Here is a 16,082-nt window from a genome sequence, read left to right as displayed (position 1 = left end):
CCTTATGAATCATCTTGAAGAGTTTCTAGAAAACAAATCCAAAGAAATTGAATCTGGTGGTGCAGAAAAATATCATCAGAAGCTTAAAGAAACGAATAAAATGTTTGTGCGTGACCGTTTGAATCTATTATTTGATAATGGTCAGTATACCGAAGACGGTAAATTCGCAAATAACCTTGCGAATGACTTGCCTGCTGATGGTGTTGTTACCGCGGTAGGTAAAGTGAACGGTGAGAAAGTATGTGTGATGGCGAATGATTCTACTGTGAAAGCCGGCTCTTGGGGAGCAAGAACAGTGGAGAAAATCATTCGCATTCAAGAAACAGCAATGAACCTTAAAGTTCCGATCTTGTATCTTGTTGACTCCGCTGGTGCAAGAATCACTGACCAACTAGAAATGTTCCCAAATCGTAGGGGAGCAGGTAAAATCTTTCACAATCAGGTGAAGATGTCAGGTATGGTCCCACAAATTTGTTTATTGTTTGGTCCATCGGCAGCAGGAGGAGCTTACATACCAGCTTTCTGTGATATCGTGGTCATGGTAGATGGGAATGCCTCAATGTACCTTGGATCTCCGCGTATGGCAGAGAAGGTTATTGGAGAAAAGGTGTCGCTCGAGGAAATGGGCGGTGCGAAAATGCATTGTAGCACGAGCGGTTGCGGCGATGTTCTCGCTGAAAATGAAGAGCATGCTATCCAACTTGGTCGTAATTACTTAAGCTATTTTCCAGGTAACTTTCACAAAAGAACGCCTGATTTAGAAGGGAAACTTCCTTCATTAGAAAAATCTATTACTGATATCGCACCTGAAAATCAGAATGCGCCATTCAATATGTATGACTTGATCGATGCATTAGTAGATGGTGAGAGCTTCTTTGAAATGAAGAAACTATTCGCACCTGAATTAATCACTGGATTTGCACGAATCGACGGTAAGGTTGTTGGACTGATTGCCAACCAGCCGAAGGTTAAAGGTGGAGTTTTATTCGTTGATTCAGCTGATAAAGGAGCTAAGTTTATACAGCTTTGTGATGCTTATCATATCCCACTTGTATTCCTTGCGGATGTTCCTGGATTCATGATCGGAACAAAAGTTGAAAGTGCAGGTATCATTAGGCACGGTGCAAAGCTGATCGCAGCAATGAGTTCAGCAACAGTACCAAAAATATCTGTAGTTGTTCGAAAAGCATACGGAGCTGGCCTCTATGCAATGGCGGGACCTGCGTTTGAGCCGGACTGTTGTATCGCATTACCGACTGCACAAATCGCAGTAATGGGACCTGAGGCTGCCGTTAATGCAGTTTACGCGAACAAAATCAACGCAATAGAAGACCCGAAAGAACGCATCGAATATGTAAAAGAGAAGCATAAAGAATATAAAGAGCATATCGACATTTATAGACTTGCTTCAGAATTAATTGTTGATGATATTGTGCCGGGTAGTGAACTACGTGAAGTGCTTGTTGATCGTCTGTCTTATTATGAGTCCAAAGAAATGAGAGCACCGGATAAGAAACATCCTGTTTATCCGGTTTAATAGAAGTGGAAAATCCCTTAACATAACTGTTAAGGGATTTTTTTGATCAGAAAAATGAAAATTGTGCTAAACTAGCAATGTTAGTAGTGCATTTGACCTATTAGGGCTGAGAGGTGTATTTTGTTGAATATCACGATCATTGGAGCGGGCGCGATCGGCCTTCTCATGGGAGCTAAATTATCTTCATCTGGACATACGATCACGATGGTTACACGTCGAGAAGACCAAGCATATGAACTTCAACAAAAAGGTATTCGGTATAGGAGTGGTAACAAAGAAGAGACTTACGAGGTAAACGCATCTACATCACTATCAGCACAGACTGATCTTGTAATCGTTGCAGTGAAAGCACACGCCGTTCGAGAAGTTATCTCTTCTATCACACATACATATACAGCTAGAATGACACCTGAACTATTATTCATTCAAAATGGAATGGAGCATGTCCGCTACCTTACTTCATTGGTTCAACCAGTTTCTGTTGGAACTGTCGAGCATGGGGCGAAAAAGCGAAATGATATTTCGGTCCTCCACACAGGAGAGGGGAGCCTGAAGGTTAGCAGTTACTCAGGGCGGTCTCCATTTATAGAAGCACTTAAAGATAGTTTGTCGATTGAATTTAAAGATAACTGGTACAAATTATTGGCAGAGAAGCTGATCATAAACTGTGGGATTAACCCTTTAACAGCTCTTTTTCAAATTTCAAATGGGGAATTGCTAACGAACCCGAGGTTTTTCGGACTTTTGAGAGAATTAATAAAAGAGTCCAGTAAAGTGCTGGATCTTGAATTTGAAGAGTCATGGAACCGGGTTCAACAGGTATGTAAGCTTACAGCAGCGAATACTTCCTCAATGTTGGCAGATGTTAGTGCGGGCCGAAGAACCGAAATCGATGCAATATCAGGCTTTGTTTTGAAAGAAGCTTCTTTCAAAGGTGTCGATGTACCATTTACCCGATTTGTGTTCGATGCGATTAAAGGTTTGGAATTAATGATGGAGGAGAGGATGTAATGGGAGATGTCTTAGTTGGCATTGTTGCGACAGCTGTAACAGCACCGCTTCTAGCCTGGTACATCGTCTATATTATTACTGTTAAAGTTACGAAGAAAAAGAAGTATTCGGTCAGGCTTGCAACTGATTTATCAACGTTATTCTTTATACTAAGCGTCCATTTCATATGCGTAGAGTTATTTCAACGTTCGTATCTATGGATTATCTTCATCCTTATGCTTGTTATTGCAGTAGCTTTCACTGTTCTTCATTGGAAGACGAAGGAAGATATCAGTATTAGAAAAGTGATGAAAGGTGCCTGGCGCTTTAATTTTCTTGTCTTTTCAACAGGATATGTTTTATTACTGCTTATTGGGTTAGCGCACCGTATTGCTACGGTGTAACTCATAAGCTTTTTTTTGGTAGCAGTGGGAACAGTTTGATATACTAACTAAGGATTATGCAGGTGGAATATCGTATTTGTGTCGAGAAAGGAAGAAATAGCAATGAAACTCACCGAAACTTTCCTTCCGGGAACAAATGTAATTGCTACAGATTACATTGAGAGGAAAAAAAGCATCTCAGCTTTTTTTGACTATACATATCAAACGTTCGAGTCATACGAAGAGCGCTACCAGGAGTTGATGGGGCGTGATTTTAACCGTGCAAAATTAGCAGATCATCTAGAGGCGTTCAATCGCGTTTATAATCCTGATGAGAAAGCATTGAAGAATATTGAAAGATTAAAAAGTGAAGACGCTGTAACTGTTGTTGGTGGCCAACAAGCTGGTGTATTGACTGGACCACTTTATACGATCAATAAAGCAATATCTGTTATAAAACTTGCTGAAGAAAAAGAAAATGAACTAGGAGTTCCAGTTATCCCTGTATTTTGGATAGCAGGTGAGGATCATGATTTTCATGAAATAAACCATGTGTATACGTTCAGTGAAAAAGAAAACAAAGCAGCAGTACCTCAAAAACAATATCGCAAACAAGCGCTATCGGATATTGAACTTGATCAGGCAGACATGAAAGAATGGACAGACCAAATCCTTCACGAATTTGGTGAAACAACGTATACAAGTGACATTCGAGAGTGGCTAGAAAGCATTTCAGACAACTCTGAAACGTTTGTCGACCACTTTTGTCATATAATAACGAAATTGTTTTCGAAATATGGTCTTGTTCTCGTTGATTCCGGTAATGAAGCGTTCCGAGCGCATCAAACAAACGTATTCAAGAAAATCATCAATGACAATGAAGCCATTAACCAAGGCGTCCTCGAGCAAGCTGCATCATTGCACGAGCTTGACTATCCAGTAGAGGTTGACCTTGAGGAAAACCAGGCTCATTTATTTGTGAAAGTAAATGGTGAAAGAGTTCTACTAGAACGTAAAGGCTCAATGTTCAGAGGAAAAGCCGGGGAAGTAGCGTACACAAAGGAAGAAATGCTTCAACTAGCAGAAGAAGAACCTGAGAAGTTAAGTAATAATGTTGTCACAAGGCCGATAATGCAGGATGCGATGTTTCCTGTACTTGCCTTTATCGGTGGACCGGGAGAACTTGCTTATTGGGCATTGTTGAAGCCAGCTTTTCGAACCATCGATTTTAAGATGCCTGTTATTGTTCCGAGAATGTCATTTACGTTTGTCGAACGTCATATTCAAAAAAATGCTTCCGAGCTATCATTGAATGTCGAGAATATTGTAAAGAACGGCGTATTTCATGATCGAAAGCTGTATGTTCAAAACCTTGATCACTATGGCCTTGAAGAAGCTTTCTCTAGTGCTGGAGAGAAAATCGAAAGTATTCATGAAGATCTACGGCAGTTAACGAGTAAGGTCGACAAAGGGTTAGAGAGGTATTCAAACAAAAATGGAGCGTTTATCCATAGACAGCTTGAACTTCTTCAAGAAAAATTGCAAAACACGATTTTAGAGCGACACGATCATACGTTGCGGAAGTTTGATGAAATCGGACTTGCGTTAAAACCAAATGGTGCTCCACAGGAAAGAAAATGGAACGTTGTGTATTACTTGAACTGGTACGGTCCTGATTTCATCGATCGCGTAATGAAGTTAGACTTGTCCTTGAACGAAAATCACAAAGTTGTTTATTTGTAAAAATAATAAAATTTTCTCAAAAAATCCTGCTGAACACAGCAGGATTTTTCTTTTGGTGCACGAATACATTTTCTAGTGGTGAAAAGTGGGGAGTTGTGGTAACTTAAAGGTAGAAAGTGGGGAAGGTGGGGAAAGCCAATGTTCATGGGGGAATATCAGCATACTGTTGATGAAAAAGGTAGAATGATTATTCCCGCAAAGTTTCGTGATGAACTTGGCGACACATTTGTCCTTACTCGTGGGCTTGATAAATGTATTTTTGGTTATCCTATGGAAGAATGGGAAGCCCTTGAAGAAAAAATGAAAACACTCCCTTTTACAAAGAAAGATGCACGTGCTTTTACCAGATTCTTTTTCTCAGGTGCTACAGAATGTCAGTTGGACAAGCAAGGCAGAGTGAATATTGCTGGGACGCTTAGACAATATGCTGAGCTCGAGAAAGAATGCGTTGTGATTGGTGTTTCAAACAGGTTAGAGATTTGGAGTAAGCCGGTTTGGGAAGACTACTTCAATGCCTCAGAAGAATCATTCTCTGAGATTGCAGAAAGCATGATGGATTTTGACATGTAGAAGGTTAATATGCAGTGAAGGTTAAGGTGTAAACATGTTTGAACATATTACAGTTTTAAAAGAAGAAGCAGTCGATGCACTCAACATTAAAGAAGATGGCATTTACGTAGATTGTACACTCGGTGGAGGAGGTCATTCTAAAGCGATACTCGATCGATTGAGTACAGGGCACCTTTATGCATTTGACCAAGATCAGTGGGCGATCGATAATGCGAAAACAGTGTTAGCCGGTTATGAAGACAAGCTTACTGTTGTAGAACGTAATTTTAGCTATATTAAAGAAGCCCTTTCAGATCTTGGAGTAGAAAAAGTAGACGGAATTCTGTTCGATCTTGGTGTCTCATCTCCACAGCTTGATAAAGGAGAACGCGGGTTCAGCTACCAGTTCGATGCAAAGCTCGATATGCGTATGGATCAATCATCTGAATTGACAGCTTATGAGGTAGTGAACGAATGGGAATACGAACGTCTCGTATCAATCTTTTTCAAGTTTGGTGAAGAGAAATTCTCGAAGCAAATCGCTCGCAAAATTGAAAAAGCACGAGAACAACAGCCGATTGAAACCACTTTTGAACTTGTAGAAATCATTAAGGATGCCATTCCTGCTCCAGCGAGAAGGAAAGGGGGACACCCTGCTAAGCGAATATTCCAGGCAATAAGAATTGCAGTGAATGATGAGCTTAAGGTGTTTGAGCAAGCGTTAATTGATGGAATGTCAATTTTAAACCCAGGTGGACGGATCAGCGTGATCACATTCCACTCGCTTGAAGACAGAATCTGCAAGACAACGATGAAGGAAGCAGCATCAGGACCAGAATTACCGCCAGGCATGCCGATTATACCGGATGCGTATCAACCGGAAATGAAATTGGTTACAAGAAAACCCATCCTTCCTTCTGAAGAAGAACAAGAAGGAAACCGTCGGGCACGCTCAGCTAAGCTACGCATTGCGGAGAAGATATAAAAAAGATAACTATAAAAAGATAAATAAAAACTTTAAGAAAGTGTTAGGGGGAAAAGAATGAGTAACCTGGCGTATAAGTATCAACAGCAGCATTCAGAGAAGCAACAAGTTGAAGCACAGAAAAAAGCAGTTTATGTTCAACGTGGAAGAATCACGAAAGGGGAAAAACTGCTCTGGATGATGCTTAGTATTGCAGTTGTAGCAGCTTCAATCATAATGATTTCTAATTATGCATCGATCTATAACATCAATACGAGTATTCAACAGGTTGAAGTGAAGCAGCAGGCTCAGATGAAACAAAACGAAGAGCTTCAGGTGAAAGTGACAGAATTAAGTGCACCAGATCGAATTATTGATATTGCTGAAGAAAAACTTGGCATGCAGCTGAATGATCAAAACGTAGAAGTGATCAACAGAGGATCATAAATTCGGAGGTTTGCACTGAAATGAAGGAAACAAATAAGAACCCACATATTAATCGAGGAGCAGGGATACTGATGGCACTTTTCGTCCTGCTCTTTTTTGCTTTTATTGGACGTTTTTTCTATATCGAATGGACACAGGCTGTTTCAGGAGAAGATGGTGAAAAAGTAGATTTAACGGAACTAGGAAAAGAAAAGTGGACAAAAAGCAAGATTTTACATGCAGATCGAGGGACGATTTACGACCGTACTGGAGACAAAGCGCTCGCAATGGATATTCCTTCTTTTACTCTAAGAGCCATTCTAAGCGAAGGATATGAGGAACATGTTGAAGATGTAGATAAGACTGCGAGTGAGCTTGCTAACATCCTAGATATGAGTGAGAAAGAAATTAAAGAACGCTTATCAAGAGAAGGTCTTTTCCAGGTTGAATTCGGGGCTGAAGGTAAAGATTTAAGCTTAACTCAGAAAGAAAAGATAGAAAAGCTCGATCTCCCCGGTATTGGATTCATACCATCAAAAACGAGGTTGTATCCAAATGATGAGTTTGCCTCTCATGTATTAGGTTTTACAAATGAAAACGATGATGGTGTGCAAGAAGGTTTACTTGGCCTTGAAAAACAATTGAACAAGTACCTTCTACCTCAAGAAGGAAAAGAAACGTATCAGACAGATCGAAAGGGGTACAAGCTCCCCTACGGTAATGACAACATTTCACCCTCCAAAAGAGGGAACGATGTGTACTTAACGATTGACGAGAAGATACAGTTGTTTGTTGAGCGAGCGATGGATCAGGCGCAGGAGAAATATAACCCAGAACGAATGACTGCGATCGTAGCAGATCCAGACACTGGTAAGATTCTAGCGCTAGGTACGAGACCTACCTTTGATCCAAACAAAAAAAACATCAAAGATTACACGAATATGGCTATTTCACCATATGAACCAGGCTCTACGATGAAGGTGTTCACAGTTGCAGCGGCAATTGAAGAAGGAGTATATAACGGTGATGAACGCTATCAATCTGGTAGATACGCCGTTCCAGGAGGTACGGTTCCCGACCATAACTATGGTAAAGGGTGGGGAATGATTAGTTTTGATGAAGGTGTACGAAAGTCTTCCAACGTTGCGATGTCAATTCTAGTAAAAGAAAAACTAGGTTATGACACGTATAGAGATTATCTTTCTAAATTTGCTTTTGATAAGAAAACCGGAATTGATCTTCCTGGTGAAGGATCTTCAAGAATTATTTACGGTGGAGACCTTGAACGAATATCAACAGGTTTTGGTCAGGGTTCTACCATTACTCCGATTCAACAGATTCAAGCTGCGACTGCGGTTGCAAATGGCGGGAAAATGATGAAGCCTTATGTGATCGAGAAAATCGTTGATCCTGACTCAAAAGACGTTAAGCTTAATCATGAGCCGGAAGTGGCTGGCGAACCAATATCAAGTGAAACCGCAAAGCAAACAAGAGATATTCTACGGACGGTTGTAACGGATGGTACCGGTACACCTTATGATATCGAAGGGTACTCGATTGCTGGTAAAACAGGTACAGCTCAAATATCACAAGGTGCAAAAGGGTACATGAGCGGATACGGCAACAACATCTTCTCATTTATTGGGATGGCACCAGCTGAAGATCCTGAATTACTTGTTTACGTTGCAGTAGATCGCCCAGATCTAGAATACCCTGAATTAGGAAGCGATCCTGTTGCTTCTATATTTAACACGGTTATGAAAAATAGTTTACAGTATTTAAACATTGATCCATTACAAGAAGAAACGAAAGGAAAGTCTGAAGGTGCAAACGAAAATGTTAAGAAAATAGAAGACTTTTCTGGGCAGGATATCAAGAAAGTAGAGAAAGAGCTCAAAGAAGACGACTTTAACGTTACTGTACTAGGAGGTTCAGGAGAGGTGGTCAAACAATCTCCTCATCCAGAATCAGAAGTTCTTGAAGGGGAACGCATTCTATTACGAACGAATGGTGACGTATCGATGCCTGATATTACAGGCTGGTCTCTTACTGATGTGATGAAGCTTGTTGAATTAATGGAATTGAAACCGAACATCATGGGTGCTGGCTATGTGACGAAGCAAGGTATTGCCAAAGGTGCCTCTGTTAAAGAAGGAGATTATCTCGTAGCTGAGCTGAAAAAACCGACTCCGGAACCTACCGATGAAAACAAAGAAAATGAAGAAACAGCAGAAGAACCGATCACGGACTAGCAGGTCTATTAGATAGGAAAGTGACATATAGTGAAACGAGCATAATCAGAGAGGATGAGCTTATGCGCGTTTCCAATGTCACTGTTAGGAGAAGACTTGTTATTGCACTACTTGTAGGCTTGTTTATATTCGCAGTGATCGTAACACGACTTGGTTACGTTCAACTGGTGATGGGGAATTGGCTTAGTGAAAAAGCGAAAGACTCTTGGAGCAGAAACATTCCATTCGAACCGAATAGAGGAGAAATACTTGATCGTAATGGTGTTCCATTGGCTACGAATATTAGTGCTCCGTCCGTTTTGATTGTACCTAGACAGGTGCAGAATCCTGCTACAACAGCGGAATCCATCGCAGCATCATTGAATACGAGTAAAGAGAAAGTCTATGAAACGATAACCCAGAAGCAATCTATGGTTTGGATACGTCCTGAAGGTAAGAAGATGACGAACGAGAAAGCGAATGAAATTCGTAAGATGAACCTTCCTGGTGTCTATATTGCTGAAGACAACAAAAGGCATTATCCGAATGGGTCTTTCCTCTCGCACGTTCTTGGGTTTAGTGGTATCGATAACCAGGGTTTAACGGGTATCGAGCTATATTATGATGAAGAATTAAGCGGTGAACAAGGTCAAGTAGAATATTATGCTGATGCAAAAGGGAAAAGGATGCCTTCTCTTGCTGATGACTATACAAAACCGATCGATGGCCTGGATTTGCGCTTGACCATCGATTCTAAGGTTCAAACGATTATCGAACGAGAACTTGATATCGCAGAAGCTACATATAATCCTGATGGTGCTGTAGCAATTGCAATGAACCCGAATACGGGAGAAATCCTCGGTATGGCTTCCCGTCCAGATTTCAACCCAGAACATTTTCAAGATTTCTCTCCAGATATTTGGAATCAAAACAAGCCGGTCTGGAGCACATATGAGCCGGGCTCAACGTTCAAAATCATCACGCTTGCTGCTGCATTACAAGAAGGAAAGGTCGACCTTGAAAAAGATCATTTCCATGATCCAGGTAGTATAGAGGTAGCTGGACGTAAGCTGAAATGTTGGAAGAGTGGCGGACATGGAAGCCAAACATTTTTGGAAGGTGTCCAGAACTCATGTAACCCCGGATTTGTTATGCTCGGTGAAAGACTAGGAAAAGAAAAGCTCTTTTCATATATTCACAAATTTGGATTTGGAGAAAAGACAGGAATCGACTTACAAGGTGAAGCAAGTGGTATCCTTTTCGATGTTAAGAACGTTGGTCCTTTAGAACTTGCTACTACTGCATTTGGTCAAGGCGTCTCTGTCACGCCAATCCAACAAGTAACTGCCGTCTCAGCTGCTGTTAACGGTGGAACCTTATACGAACCATATATTGCGAAAGAGTGGATCGATCCAGATACTGGTGCGGTAATTAGTAAGAATACACCACAAGTGAAGCGACAGGTTATCTCTGAAGAAACCTCAAAAGAAGTAAGGCATGCGCTAGAAACAGTGGTAGCACTTGGTACTGGGAAGAATGCATTTGTAGAAGGGTATAGGGTCGGTGGTAAAACAGGGACAGCTCAGAAGGCAAAAGATGGTGCTTATTTAAAGAATAATCACATCGTCTCATTTATTGGTATTGCTCCGGCTGATGACCCGCAAATTGTAGTTTATACAGCGATTGATAATCCGAAAGACACGTTGCAGTTTGGTGGCGTTGTAGCCGCTCCAATAGTTGGAAATATAATTAATGATAGTTTGACGGTTATGGATGTCCCAAAGAGGCAAAATCAAATTGAGAAAGAGAAAACCTGGTTAGATGAAGAGACGATCGAAATGCCAAATCTTGTGGGGATGACCTCTAAAGAAATTAGGCAGGCAATGTACAATTTGAAAATTGAAGCAAGCGGTGATGGTGATACAGTTATTGCACAAGCACCTGATCCGGGTGTAAAATTACCTGCAGGCTCTGAAATCAGACTTTATATGGGTGACAAATAGGCACTCTGTGAGTACAATAAGTATGAAACAAGCCAAGGCATATGCTCTTGGCTTGTTTTCTGAAAAAAGTCAGCAAACTAGAAAGGTGATCAAAGATGAGATTAGATGATCTACTTCATGCATTATTTACATATAAGAAGTTTGGACGTGGTAATCCAGAAATTGCGTCAGTTGAAAGCGACAATCGTAATGTAACCGAAGGGAGCTTGTTTGTTTGCATTCCTGGTTATACGGTAGATGGGCATGATTTTGCGGAGGATGCAGTTCATAAAGGAGCGGTTGCAATTATCGCTCAAAAAGAACTTGATCTTGATGTACCTGTTATCGTTGTAAAAGATACGCATCGTTCGTTAGCGGAAATAGCGAATCATTTCTATCAAAATCCGACTGAAGCATTTACTCTGATCGGAGTAACAGGTACGAACGGTAAAACAACCGTTTCCCATCTGATCGAGAAAGTTCACCGTGATCAAAATCAAAAAACAGGATTGATCGGAACGATTAATATCAAAATTGGAGAAGAAGAGTTTGAAACAAAAAACACTACTCCTGAACCGCTTTTATTGCAGAAGCAATTCGCGAACATGAAAGAGAAAAGCGTTGAAACGGCTGTGATGGAAGTTTCTTCTCATGCATTAACGCTCGGAAGAGTGCGGGGCTGTGATTATGATATCGCGGTATTCACGAACTTAACTCAGGATCATTTAGACTATCATGGCACAATGGAAGAGTATCGTCAGGCTAAGGGTCTTTTATTCTCTCAATTAGGCAATACATATGATCCAGCCCGTAAGAAGATCGCTGTATTAAATGCCGATGATCCTGCTAGTGCTGATTACGAAAAGATGACTTCTGCGCATATTTTCACATACGGGATTGATAATGAAGCAGATGTTAAAGCTGATAATATCTCATTCTCAGCTAATGGGACAAGATTTAGACTAATCATGCCTGAAAGAGAAGAAGACGTTAAGCTCAAGCTTACAGGCAAATTTAGTGTATACAATGCTCTTGCTGCCATCTCTGCTTGTAAGGCTGCGGGCATACCTTTACATGATATCCTGAAAAGCCTAGAAGGAATTCAGGGCGTTCCAGGACGCTTTGAATTGGTCGACGAGGGACAGAACTTCCCCGTTATCGTTGATTATGCACATACGCCCGATAGTCTCGAAAATGTTCTAACTACCGTGAAGGATATGGCGAAAGGAAACGTATTTGCAGTTGTTGGTTGTGGAGGAGATCGCGATCGTACAAAGCGCCCTCTTATGGCAAAGATTGCAACAAAGATTGCAGATACAACAGTCATCACTTCTGATAACCCAAGAAGTGAAGACCCAGAAAGAATTTTAGACGATATGGTAGAGGGTGCAGATGGGCACTACGTTCGAATAACTGATCGAGCACAAGCGATCACTCATGCAATTAATGAAGCAAGCGAAGGTGATGTTGTTTTAATTGCTGGTAAAGGTCATGAAACGTACCAAATCATTGGAGAAAACGTTCATGAATTTGACGATCGTAACGTAGCACGTCAGGCAATAAAGGGGAAGAAAGCATGAAGTTTCATTCAACGTTACTAGACAACTTTTCGAAAGTTTCAATGAAGACTGATGTCATCTTTGATGGCATTGCAACGGATACTCGAAAAGATTGTACAAACCAATTGTTTGTACCGATCGTAGGTGAAGTGTATGACGGCCATCGCTTTATTGATAAGGCAATAGAAAGTGGTGCGACTGGGACGCTTTGGGATGAATCGAAGCCGTTCCCGAAAGACCTTGATGGCAGAATTGCAGTTTACTATGTGAAAGACACGACAGAAGGTTTACAAAACCTTGCGAAAGCCGTTCTAGATAAGCATAAGCCTTACGTTGTTGGTGTTACAGGTAGTAACGGTAAAACCACTGTAAAGGATATGTTGGAAGCGGTTCTTAGTACGAAATATAAAACATATAAAACTCAAGGGAATTTAAATAATCACTGGGGTTTACCGATGACAATCCTTGGGATGCCTGAAGATACGGATCTGCTTATATTAGAAATGGGCATGAGCTCCCAGGGGGAAATCTCACTTCTTTCATCGATCGCAAAGCCAGATGTGGCAGTCATCACAAACATTGGTGAGTCACATCTTCTTCAGCTTGGCAGTAAAGAAAATATTGCAAAAGCGAAGATGGAAATCGTAGATGGGTTGAAAAAAAGTGGCTCACTTATTATTGATGGAGATGAACCGTTATTATCCCCGGTTAAGAGTCGTGCAATCTCGTGTGGCTATCAAGGAGAGAACGATATTCAAATCAGTGAAGTTTCCCAACTCGAGAAGGGTTTTACATTTACGCTTGCTAATGAAGAAAAGCCGTTCGAAATACACTTGTTAGGGAAGCATAATGTTAAGAACGCGCTCTTTAGTATCGCAGCAGGTAGAAAGCTCGGTATTGAAGAAGGTGCAATCAGGGCTTCACTTTCTTCTTTGAAATTGACAGGGATGCGGCTTGAACAGTTTAAGAGTAATAATGGGGCGTTGATCATCAATGATGCATATAACGCAAGCCCAACTTCTATGAAGGCAGCGATTGATACATTAAGTGAGCTTGAAGGTTATAAGAAGAAGATCGCAGTATTAGGTGACATGTATGAGCTTGGTGATAAAGAAGAACAGCTGCACCGTGAAATTGCTGAATCAATAAGGAATCCAATAACAGAGGTTGTTACTGTTGGGGAGAAAAGTAAATGGATCTACGATGAGATGAAAAAGAATGAAGCAGTTGGTGTTCCTGCTGTTTCCTTTGCCACGAAAGAAGAGGCTTCATCATATCTAAAGGACCGCCTTGATAAAGAGACAGCAGTTCTATTAAAAGCTTCGAGAGGCCTCGGGCTTGAAACGATCATAAAGGCAATAGGGAATTAATTTTTAAGGAGGCAGGACATTGATTGAACGTTTATTAATCTTTAGTTTATTAGCATCATTTATTATTGCAGTATTGGTTTCACCCGTATTCATCCCTTTCTTAAGGAGATTGAAATTCGGTCAAAGTATACGAGATGAAGGACCCAAGTCGCACCAGAAGAAATCAGGTACCCCGACGATGGGCGGACTTATTATCATACTTGCTATTATAATTGGTACAGTAGCAATTGCTTTAAAATACGATGAAATTTCTATGGAAATCTGGCTGTTGCTCTTTGTAACGATTGGGTATGGGTTAATTGGTTTTCTTGATGACTTTATTAAGGTTGTGAAAAAACGCAACCTTGGATTAACGTCCAAACAAAAACTACTTGGTCAGGTATTTATCGCTATTCTTGTGTATTTCGGACTAAGGACGATTGGTTTTGATACTGCCATTCATGTCCCAGGTACTGATTTTAGTTTTGATCTTGGTATTGGCTATGTTGTTTTGCTTTTCATCATGCTTGTTGGTGCTTCTAATGCAGTCAACTTAACAGATGGTCTCGACGGACTCGTGGCAGGTACAGCCGCGATTGCATTTGGTGCATTTGCAATTCTAGCAGCGGCTGCATACATGTACGATGTAGCAATATTTTCTGTCAGTGTTGTAGGAGCAGTGCTTGGTTTTCTTGTATTTAATGCACATCCTGCAAAAGTATTCATGGGTGACACAGGCTCCCTGGCTTTGGGTGGAGCTTTAGCGGCAGTCGCAATTATGACGAAGCTCGAATTACTGTTAGTTGTGATCGGTGGCGTATTTGTTATCGAAACGTTATCCGTTATCATCCAAGTAGCTTCATTTAAAACAACAGGTAACCGTGTGTTTAAAATGAGCCCACTCCATCACCATTATGAATTGTCTGGATGGACGGAATGGCGTGTTGTAGCGACATTTTGGACAGTGGGATTGATTTGTGCGGCATTAGGAATTTATCTTGAGGTGTGGTTGTAATGAAGAATCAAGATGTTTACAAACAACGTTCAGTGTTAGTGATGGGCATTGCAAAGAGTGGCTATGCAGCTGCAAAGCTACTCCGCTCTCTTGGTGCTAACGTAGTCGTGAATGATCGTGAAGAGGTTTCAAACAACCCACAAGCGATGGAGCTACGTGAGGATGGTTTTACTGTAGTAGGAGGAGGGCACCCGCTCTCACTACTTGAGGGTATTGATTTAATCGTGAAAAACCCAGGGATTCCATACCACAATCCCCTTTTAAAAGAGGCAGAAGCACAGGGAATTCCTATTATTACTGAAGTAGAGGTTGCTGGAAAGATTTCTGAAGCGCCGTTCATCGCGATTACTGGTTCGAATGGGAAAACAACTACAACGACTCTAATTGGAGAGCTACTAAGTGGGACGAGCTCGAACCCTGTCGTAGCTGGTAACATTGGAACAGTCGTATGTGAAGTTGCTGCTAAGGCAACTCCAGATCAAACGCTTGTTACGGAGCTATCTAGTTTTCAACTTCAGGGTACGGAGGAGTTTCACCCGCACATATCTGTTCTCCTTAACATTTATGAAGCTCATCTTGATTATCATGGCTCAAAAGAAGCTTATGCGAAGGCGAAAGCTCGAATCTTTGCAAATCAGACATCTGAAGATTATGCCGTCTACAATGCGGATGATGCGATAGTATCGGAGTTCGCACGGGCATCAAGCGCAACTCTCATTCCGTTTTCTGCTACAAAGCAGGTAGAAGCTGGCGTTTGTATAGTGGGTGGTGTCATCACATATCAAGGTGAAAAAGTGATCGAAATCGCCGATCTTTCAATGAAGCAGAATATAGAAAATACGCTTGCTGCTATTGCAGTTGCTAAGTTATCTGGTGTTACGAATGAAAAGATTTATGAAGAGCTTACGAATTTTCATGGAGTGAAACATCGATTGCAATTTGTTGGAGAAGTAAAGGAACGAAAGTTCTTTAACGATTCAAAAGCAACCAACTCTATCGCAACTAAGAAGGCTCTCGACTCATTCGATCATCCCGTTATCCTATTAGCAGGAGGTTTGGACAGAGGGAATGATTTTGATGATCTCATTCCATATTTTCAAGAGAAAGTGAAACATTTGATTACATTTGGAGAAACTGCACCTAAACTTCAGAATACTTCAAACAAAGCAGGATTGAAGAACGTTACAATTGTCGATAATGTAGAAAAAGCTGTACCAACAGCTTTCAATCTTTCAAATGAGGGTGACGTTATCCTATTATCACCTGCATGTGCAAGTTGGGATCAATATAAAACGTTTGAACAGCGCGGTGACATTTTTATTGACGCAATGCATAAACTCTAATGAAAGGTTGT

13 protein-coding genes are annotated in these 16,082 nt (G+C 41.0%); all 13 read left to right on the top strand.

The genetic code is table 11. The features are described from left to right. Nucleotides 1-4: 4 nt before the first annotated feature. The 13 genes from SJY16_RS11670 (at nucleotide 5) to murD (ending at nucleotide 16,071) form a co-directional block, all read left to right on the top strand. Entirely contained in the window at nucleotides 5-1,537 is a 1,533-nt protein-coding gene (locus tag SJY16_RS11670) for an acyl-CoA carboxylase subunit beta (protein WP_377889368.1), read from the top strand. Between the two features lie 123 nt (nucleotides 1,538-1,660). Next, nucleotides 1,661-2,548: a 2-dehydropantoate 2-reductase gene (locus SJY16_RS11665; RefSeq protein ID WP_377889366.1), complete on the top strand. Its 888-nt coding sequence runs from the start codon at nucleotides 1,661-1,663 to the stop codon at nucleotides 2,546-2,548. Beyond that, nucleotides 2,548-2,931 carry a DUF3397 domain-containing protein gene (locus SJY16_RS11660; RefSeq protein WP_377889364.1) on the top strand — a complete coding sequence of 128 codons (384 nt, stop codon included), beginning with the start codon at nucleotides 2,548-2,550 and terminating at the stop codon, nucleotides 2,929-2,931. The genes SJY16_RS11665 and SJY16_RS11660 overlap by 1 nt, the downstream gene beginning before the upstream one ends. 102 nt (nucleotides 2,932-3,033) lie before the next feature. Next, nucleotides 3,034-4,653 carry a bacillithiol biosynthesis cysteine-adding enzyme BshC gene (gene bshC / locus SJY16_RS11655; protein ID WP_377889362.1) on the top strand — a complete coding sequence of 540 codons (1,620 nt, stop codon included), beginning with the start codon at nucleotides 3,034-3,036 and terminating at the stop codon, nucleotides 4,651-4,653. Nucleotides 4,654-4,791: 138 nt separating this feature from the next. Further along, nucleotides 4,792-5,223: a division/cell wall cluster transcriptional repressor MraZ gene (gene mraZ / locus SJY16_RS11650; protein ID WP_377889360.1), complete on the top strand. Its 432-nt coding sequence runs from the start codon at nucleotides 4,792-4,794 to the stop codon at nucleotides 5,221-5,223. A 34-nt stretch (nucleotides 5,224-5,257) separates the two neighbouring features. Beyond that, nucleotides 5,258-6,187, top strand: a complete 930-nt coding sequence (rsmH, locus tag SJY16_RS11645) for a 16S rRNA (cytosine(1402)-N(4))-methyltransferase RsmH (protein ID WP_377889358.1) — start codon at nucleotides 5,258-5,260, stop codon at nucleotides 6,185-6,187. 57 nt (nucleotides 6,188-6,244) lie between these two features. Further along, complete coding sequence (gene ftsL / locus SJY16_RS11640; RefSeq protein WP_377889357.1) at nucleotides 6,245-6,613, top strand: cell division protein FtsL; 369 nt, start codon at nucleotides 6,245-6,247, stop codon at nucleotides 6,611-6,613. A gap of 20 nt (nucleotides 6,614-6,633) precedes the next feature. Beyond that, nucleotides 6,634-8,844, top strand: coding sequence for a penicillin-binding protein (locus SJY16_RS11635; RefSeq protein WP_377889355.1), 2,211 nt, complete (start codon nucleotides 6,634-6,636; stop codon nucleotides 8,842-8,844). Between the two features lie 62 nt (nucleotides 8,845-8,906). Continuing rightward, nucleotides 8,907-10,826, top strand: a complete 1,920-nt coding sequence (locus SJY16_RS11630) for a stage V sporulation protein D (RefSeq protein WP_377889353.1) — start codon at nucleotides 8,907-8,909, stop codon at nucleotides 10,824-10,826. A gap of 95 nt (nucleotides 10,827-10,921) precedes the next feature. Next, on the top strand, nucleotides 10,922-12,385 hold the full coding sequence (locus tag SJY16_RS11625) for a UDP-N-acetylmuramoyl-L-alanyl-D-glutamate--2,6-diaminopimelate ligase (RefSeq protein WP_377889352.1): 1,464 nt from the start codon (nucleotides 10,922-10,924) through the stop codon (nucleotides 12,383-12,385). Further along, complete coding sequence (locus tag SJY16_RS11620; protein WP_377889350.1) at nucleotides 12,382-13,734, top strand: UDP-N-acetylmuramoyl-tripeptide--D-alanyl-D-alanine ligase; 1,353 nt, start codon at nucleotides 12,382-12,384, stop codon at nucleotides 13,732-13,734. Before SJY16_RS11625 ends, SJY16_RS11620 begins: the two co-directional genes overlap by 4 nt. Before the next feature lie 19 nt (nucleotides 13,735-13,753). Next, nucleotides 13,754-14,728, top strand: coding sequence for a phospho-N-acetylmuramoyl-pentapeptide-transferase (gene mraY / locus SJY16_RS11615; protein ID WP_377889348.1), 975 nt, complete (start codon nucleotides 13,754-13,756; stop codon nucleotides 14,726-14,728). Continuing rightward, nucleotides 14,728-16,071 (top strand): UDP-N-acetylmuramoyl-L-alanine--D-glutamate ligase, encoded by a 1,344-nt coding sequence (gene murD / locus SJY16_RS11610; RefSeq protein WP_377889347.1) that lies wholly within the window; start codon nucleotides 14,728-14,730, stop codon nucleotides 16,069-16,071. Before mraY ends, murD begins: the two co-directional genes overlap by 1 nt. The last annotated feature ends 11 nt before the right edge of the window (nucleotides 16,072-16,082 follow it).

The organism is Alkalihalobacillus sp. R86527 (genome assembly GCF_042466185.1).
GTDB lineage: Bacteria > Bacillota > Bacilli > Bacillales > Guptibacillaceae > Guptibacillus.
The sequence above is the reverse complement of the archived record's forward strand: the minus strand, read 5'-3'. Positions and strand labels throughout refer to the sequence as shown.

What these genes read in the sequence shown, in the direction of transcription:
- ftsL (WP_377889357.1), top strand. Translation starts at nt 6,245, where the DNA reads ATGAGTAACCTGGCGTATAAGTATCAACAGCAGCATTCAGAGAAGCAA.
- SJY16_RS11660 (WP_377889364.1), top strand. Translation starts at nt 2,548, where the DNA reads ATGGGAGATGTCTTAGTTGGCATTGTTGCGACAGCTGTAACAGCACCG.
- SJY16_RS11630 (WP_377889353.1), top strand. Translation starts at nt 8,907, where the DNA reads ATGCGCGTTTCCAATGTCACTGTTAGGAGAAGACTTGTTATTGCACTA.
- bshC (WP_377889362.1), top strand. Translation starts at nt 3,034, where the DNA reads ATGAAACTCACCGAAACTTTCCTTCCGGGAACAAATGTAATTGCTACA.
- SJY16_RS11670 (WP_377889368.1), top strand. Translation starts at nt 5, where the DNA reads ATGAATCATCTTGAAGAGTTTCTAGAAAACAAATCCAAAGAAATTGAA.
- murD (WP_377889347.1), top strand. Translation starts at nt 14,728, where the DNA reads ATGAAGAATCAAGATGTTTACAAACAACGTTCAGTGTTAGTGATGGGC.
- rsmH (WP_377889358.1), top strand. Translation starts at nt 5,258, where the DNA reads ATGTTTGAACATATTACAGTTTTAAAAGAAGAAGCAGTCGATGCACTC.
- SJY16_RS11635 (WP_377889355.1), top strand. Translation starts at nt 6,634, where the DNA reads ATGAAGGAAACAAATAAGAACCCACATATTAATCGAGGAGCAGGGATA.
- SJY16_RS11625 (WP_377889352.1), top strand. Translation starts at nt 10,922, where the DNA reads ATGAGATTAGATGATCTACTTCATGCATTATTTACATATAAGAAGTTT.
- mraZ (WP_377889360.1), top strand. Translation starts at nt 4,792, where the DNA reads ATGTTCATGGGGGAATATCAGCATACTGTTGATGAAAAAGGTAGAATG.
- SJY16_RS11620 (WP_377889350.1), top strand. Translation starts at nt 12,382, where the DNA reads ATGAAGTTTCATTCAACGTTACTAGACAACTTTTCGAAAGTTTCAATG.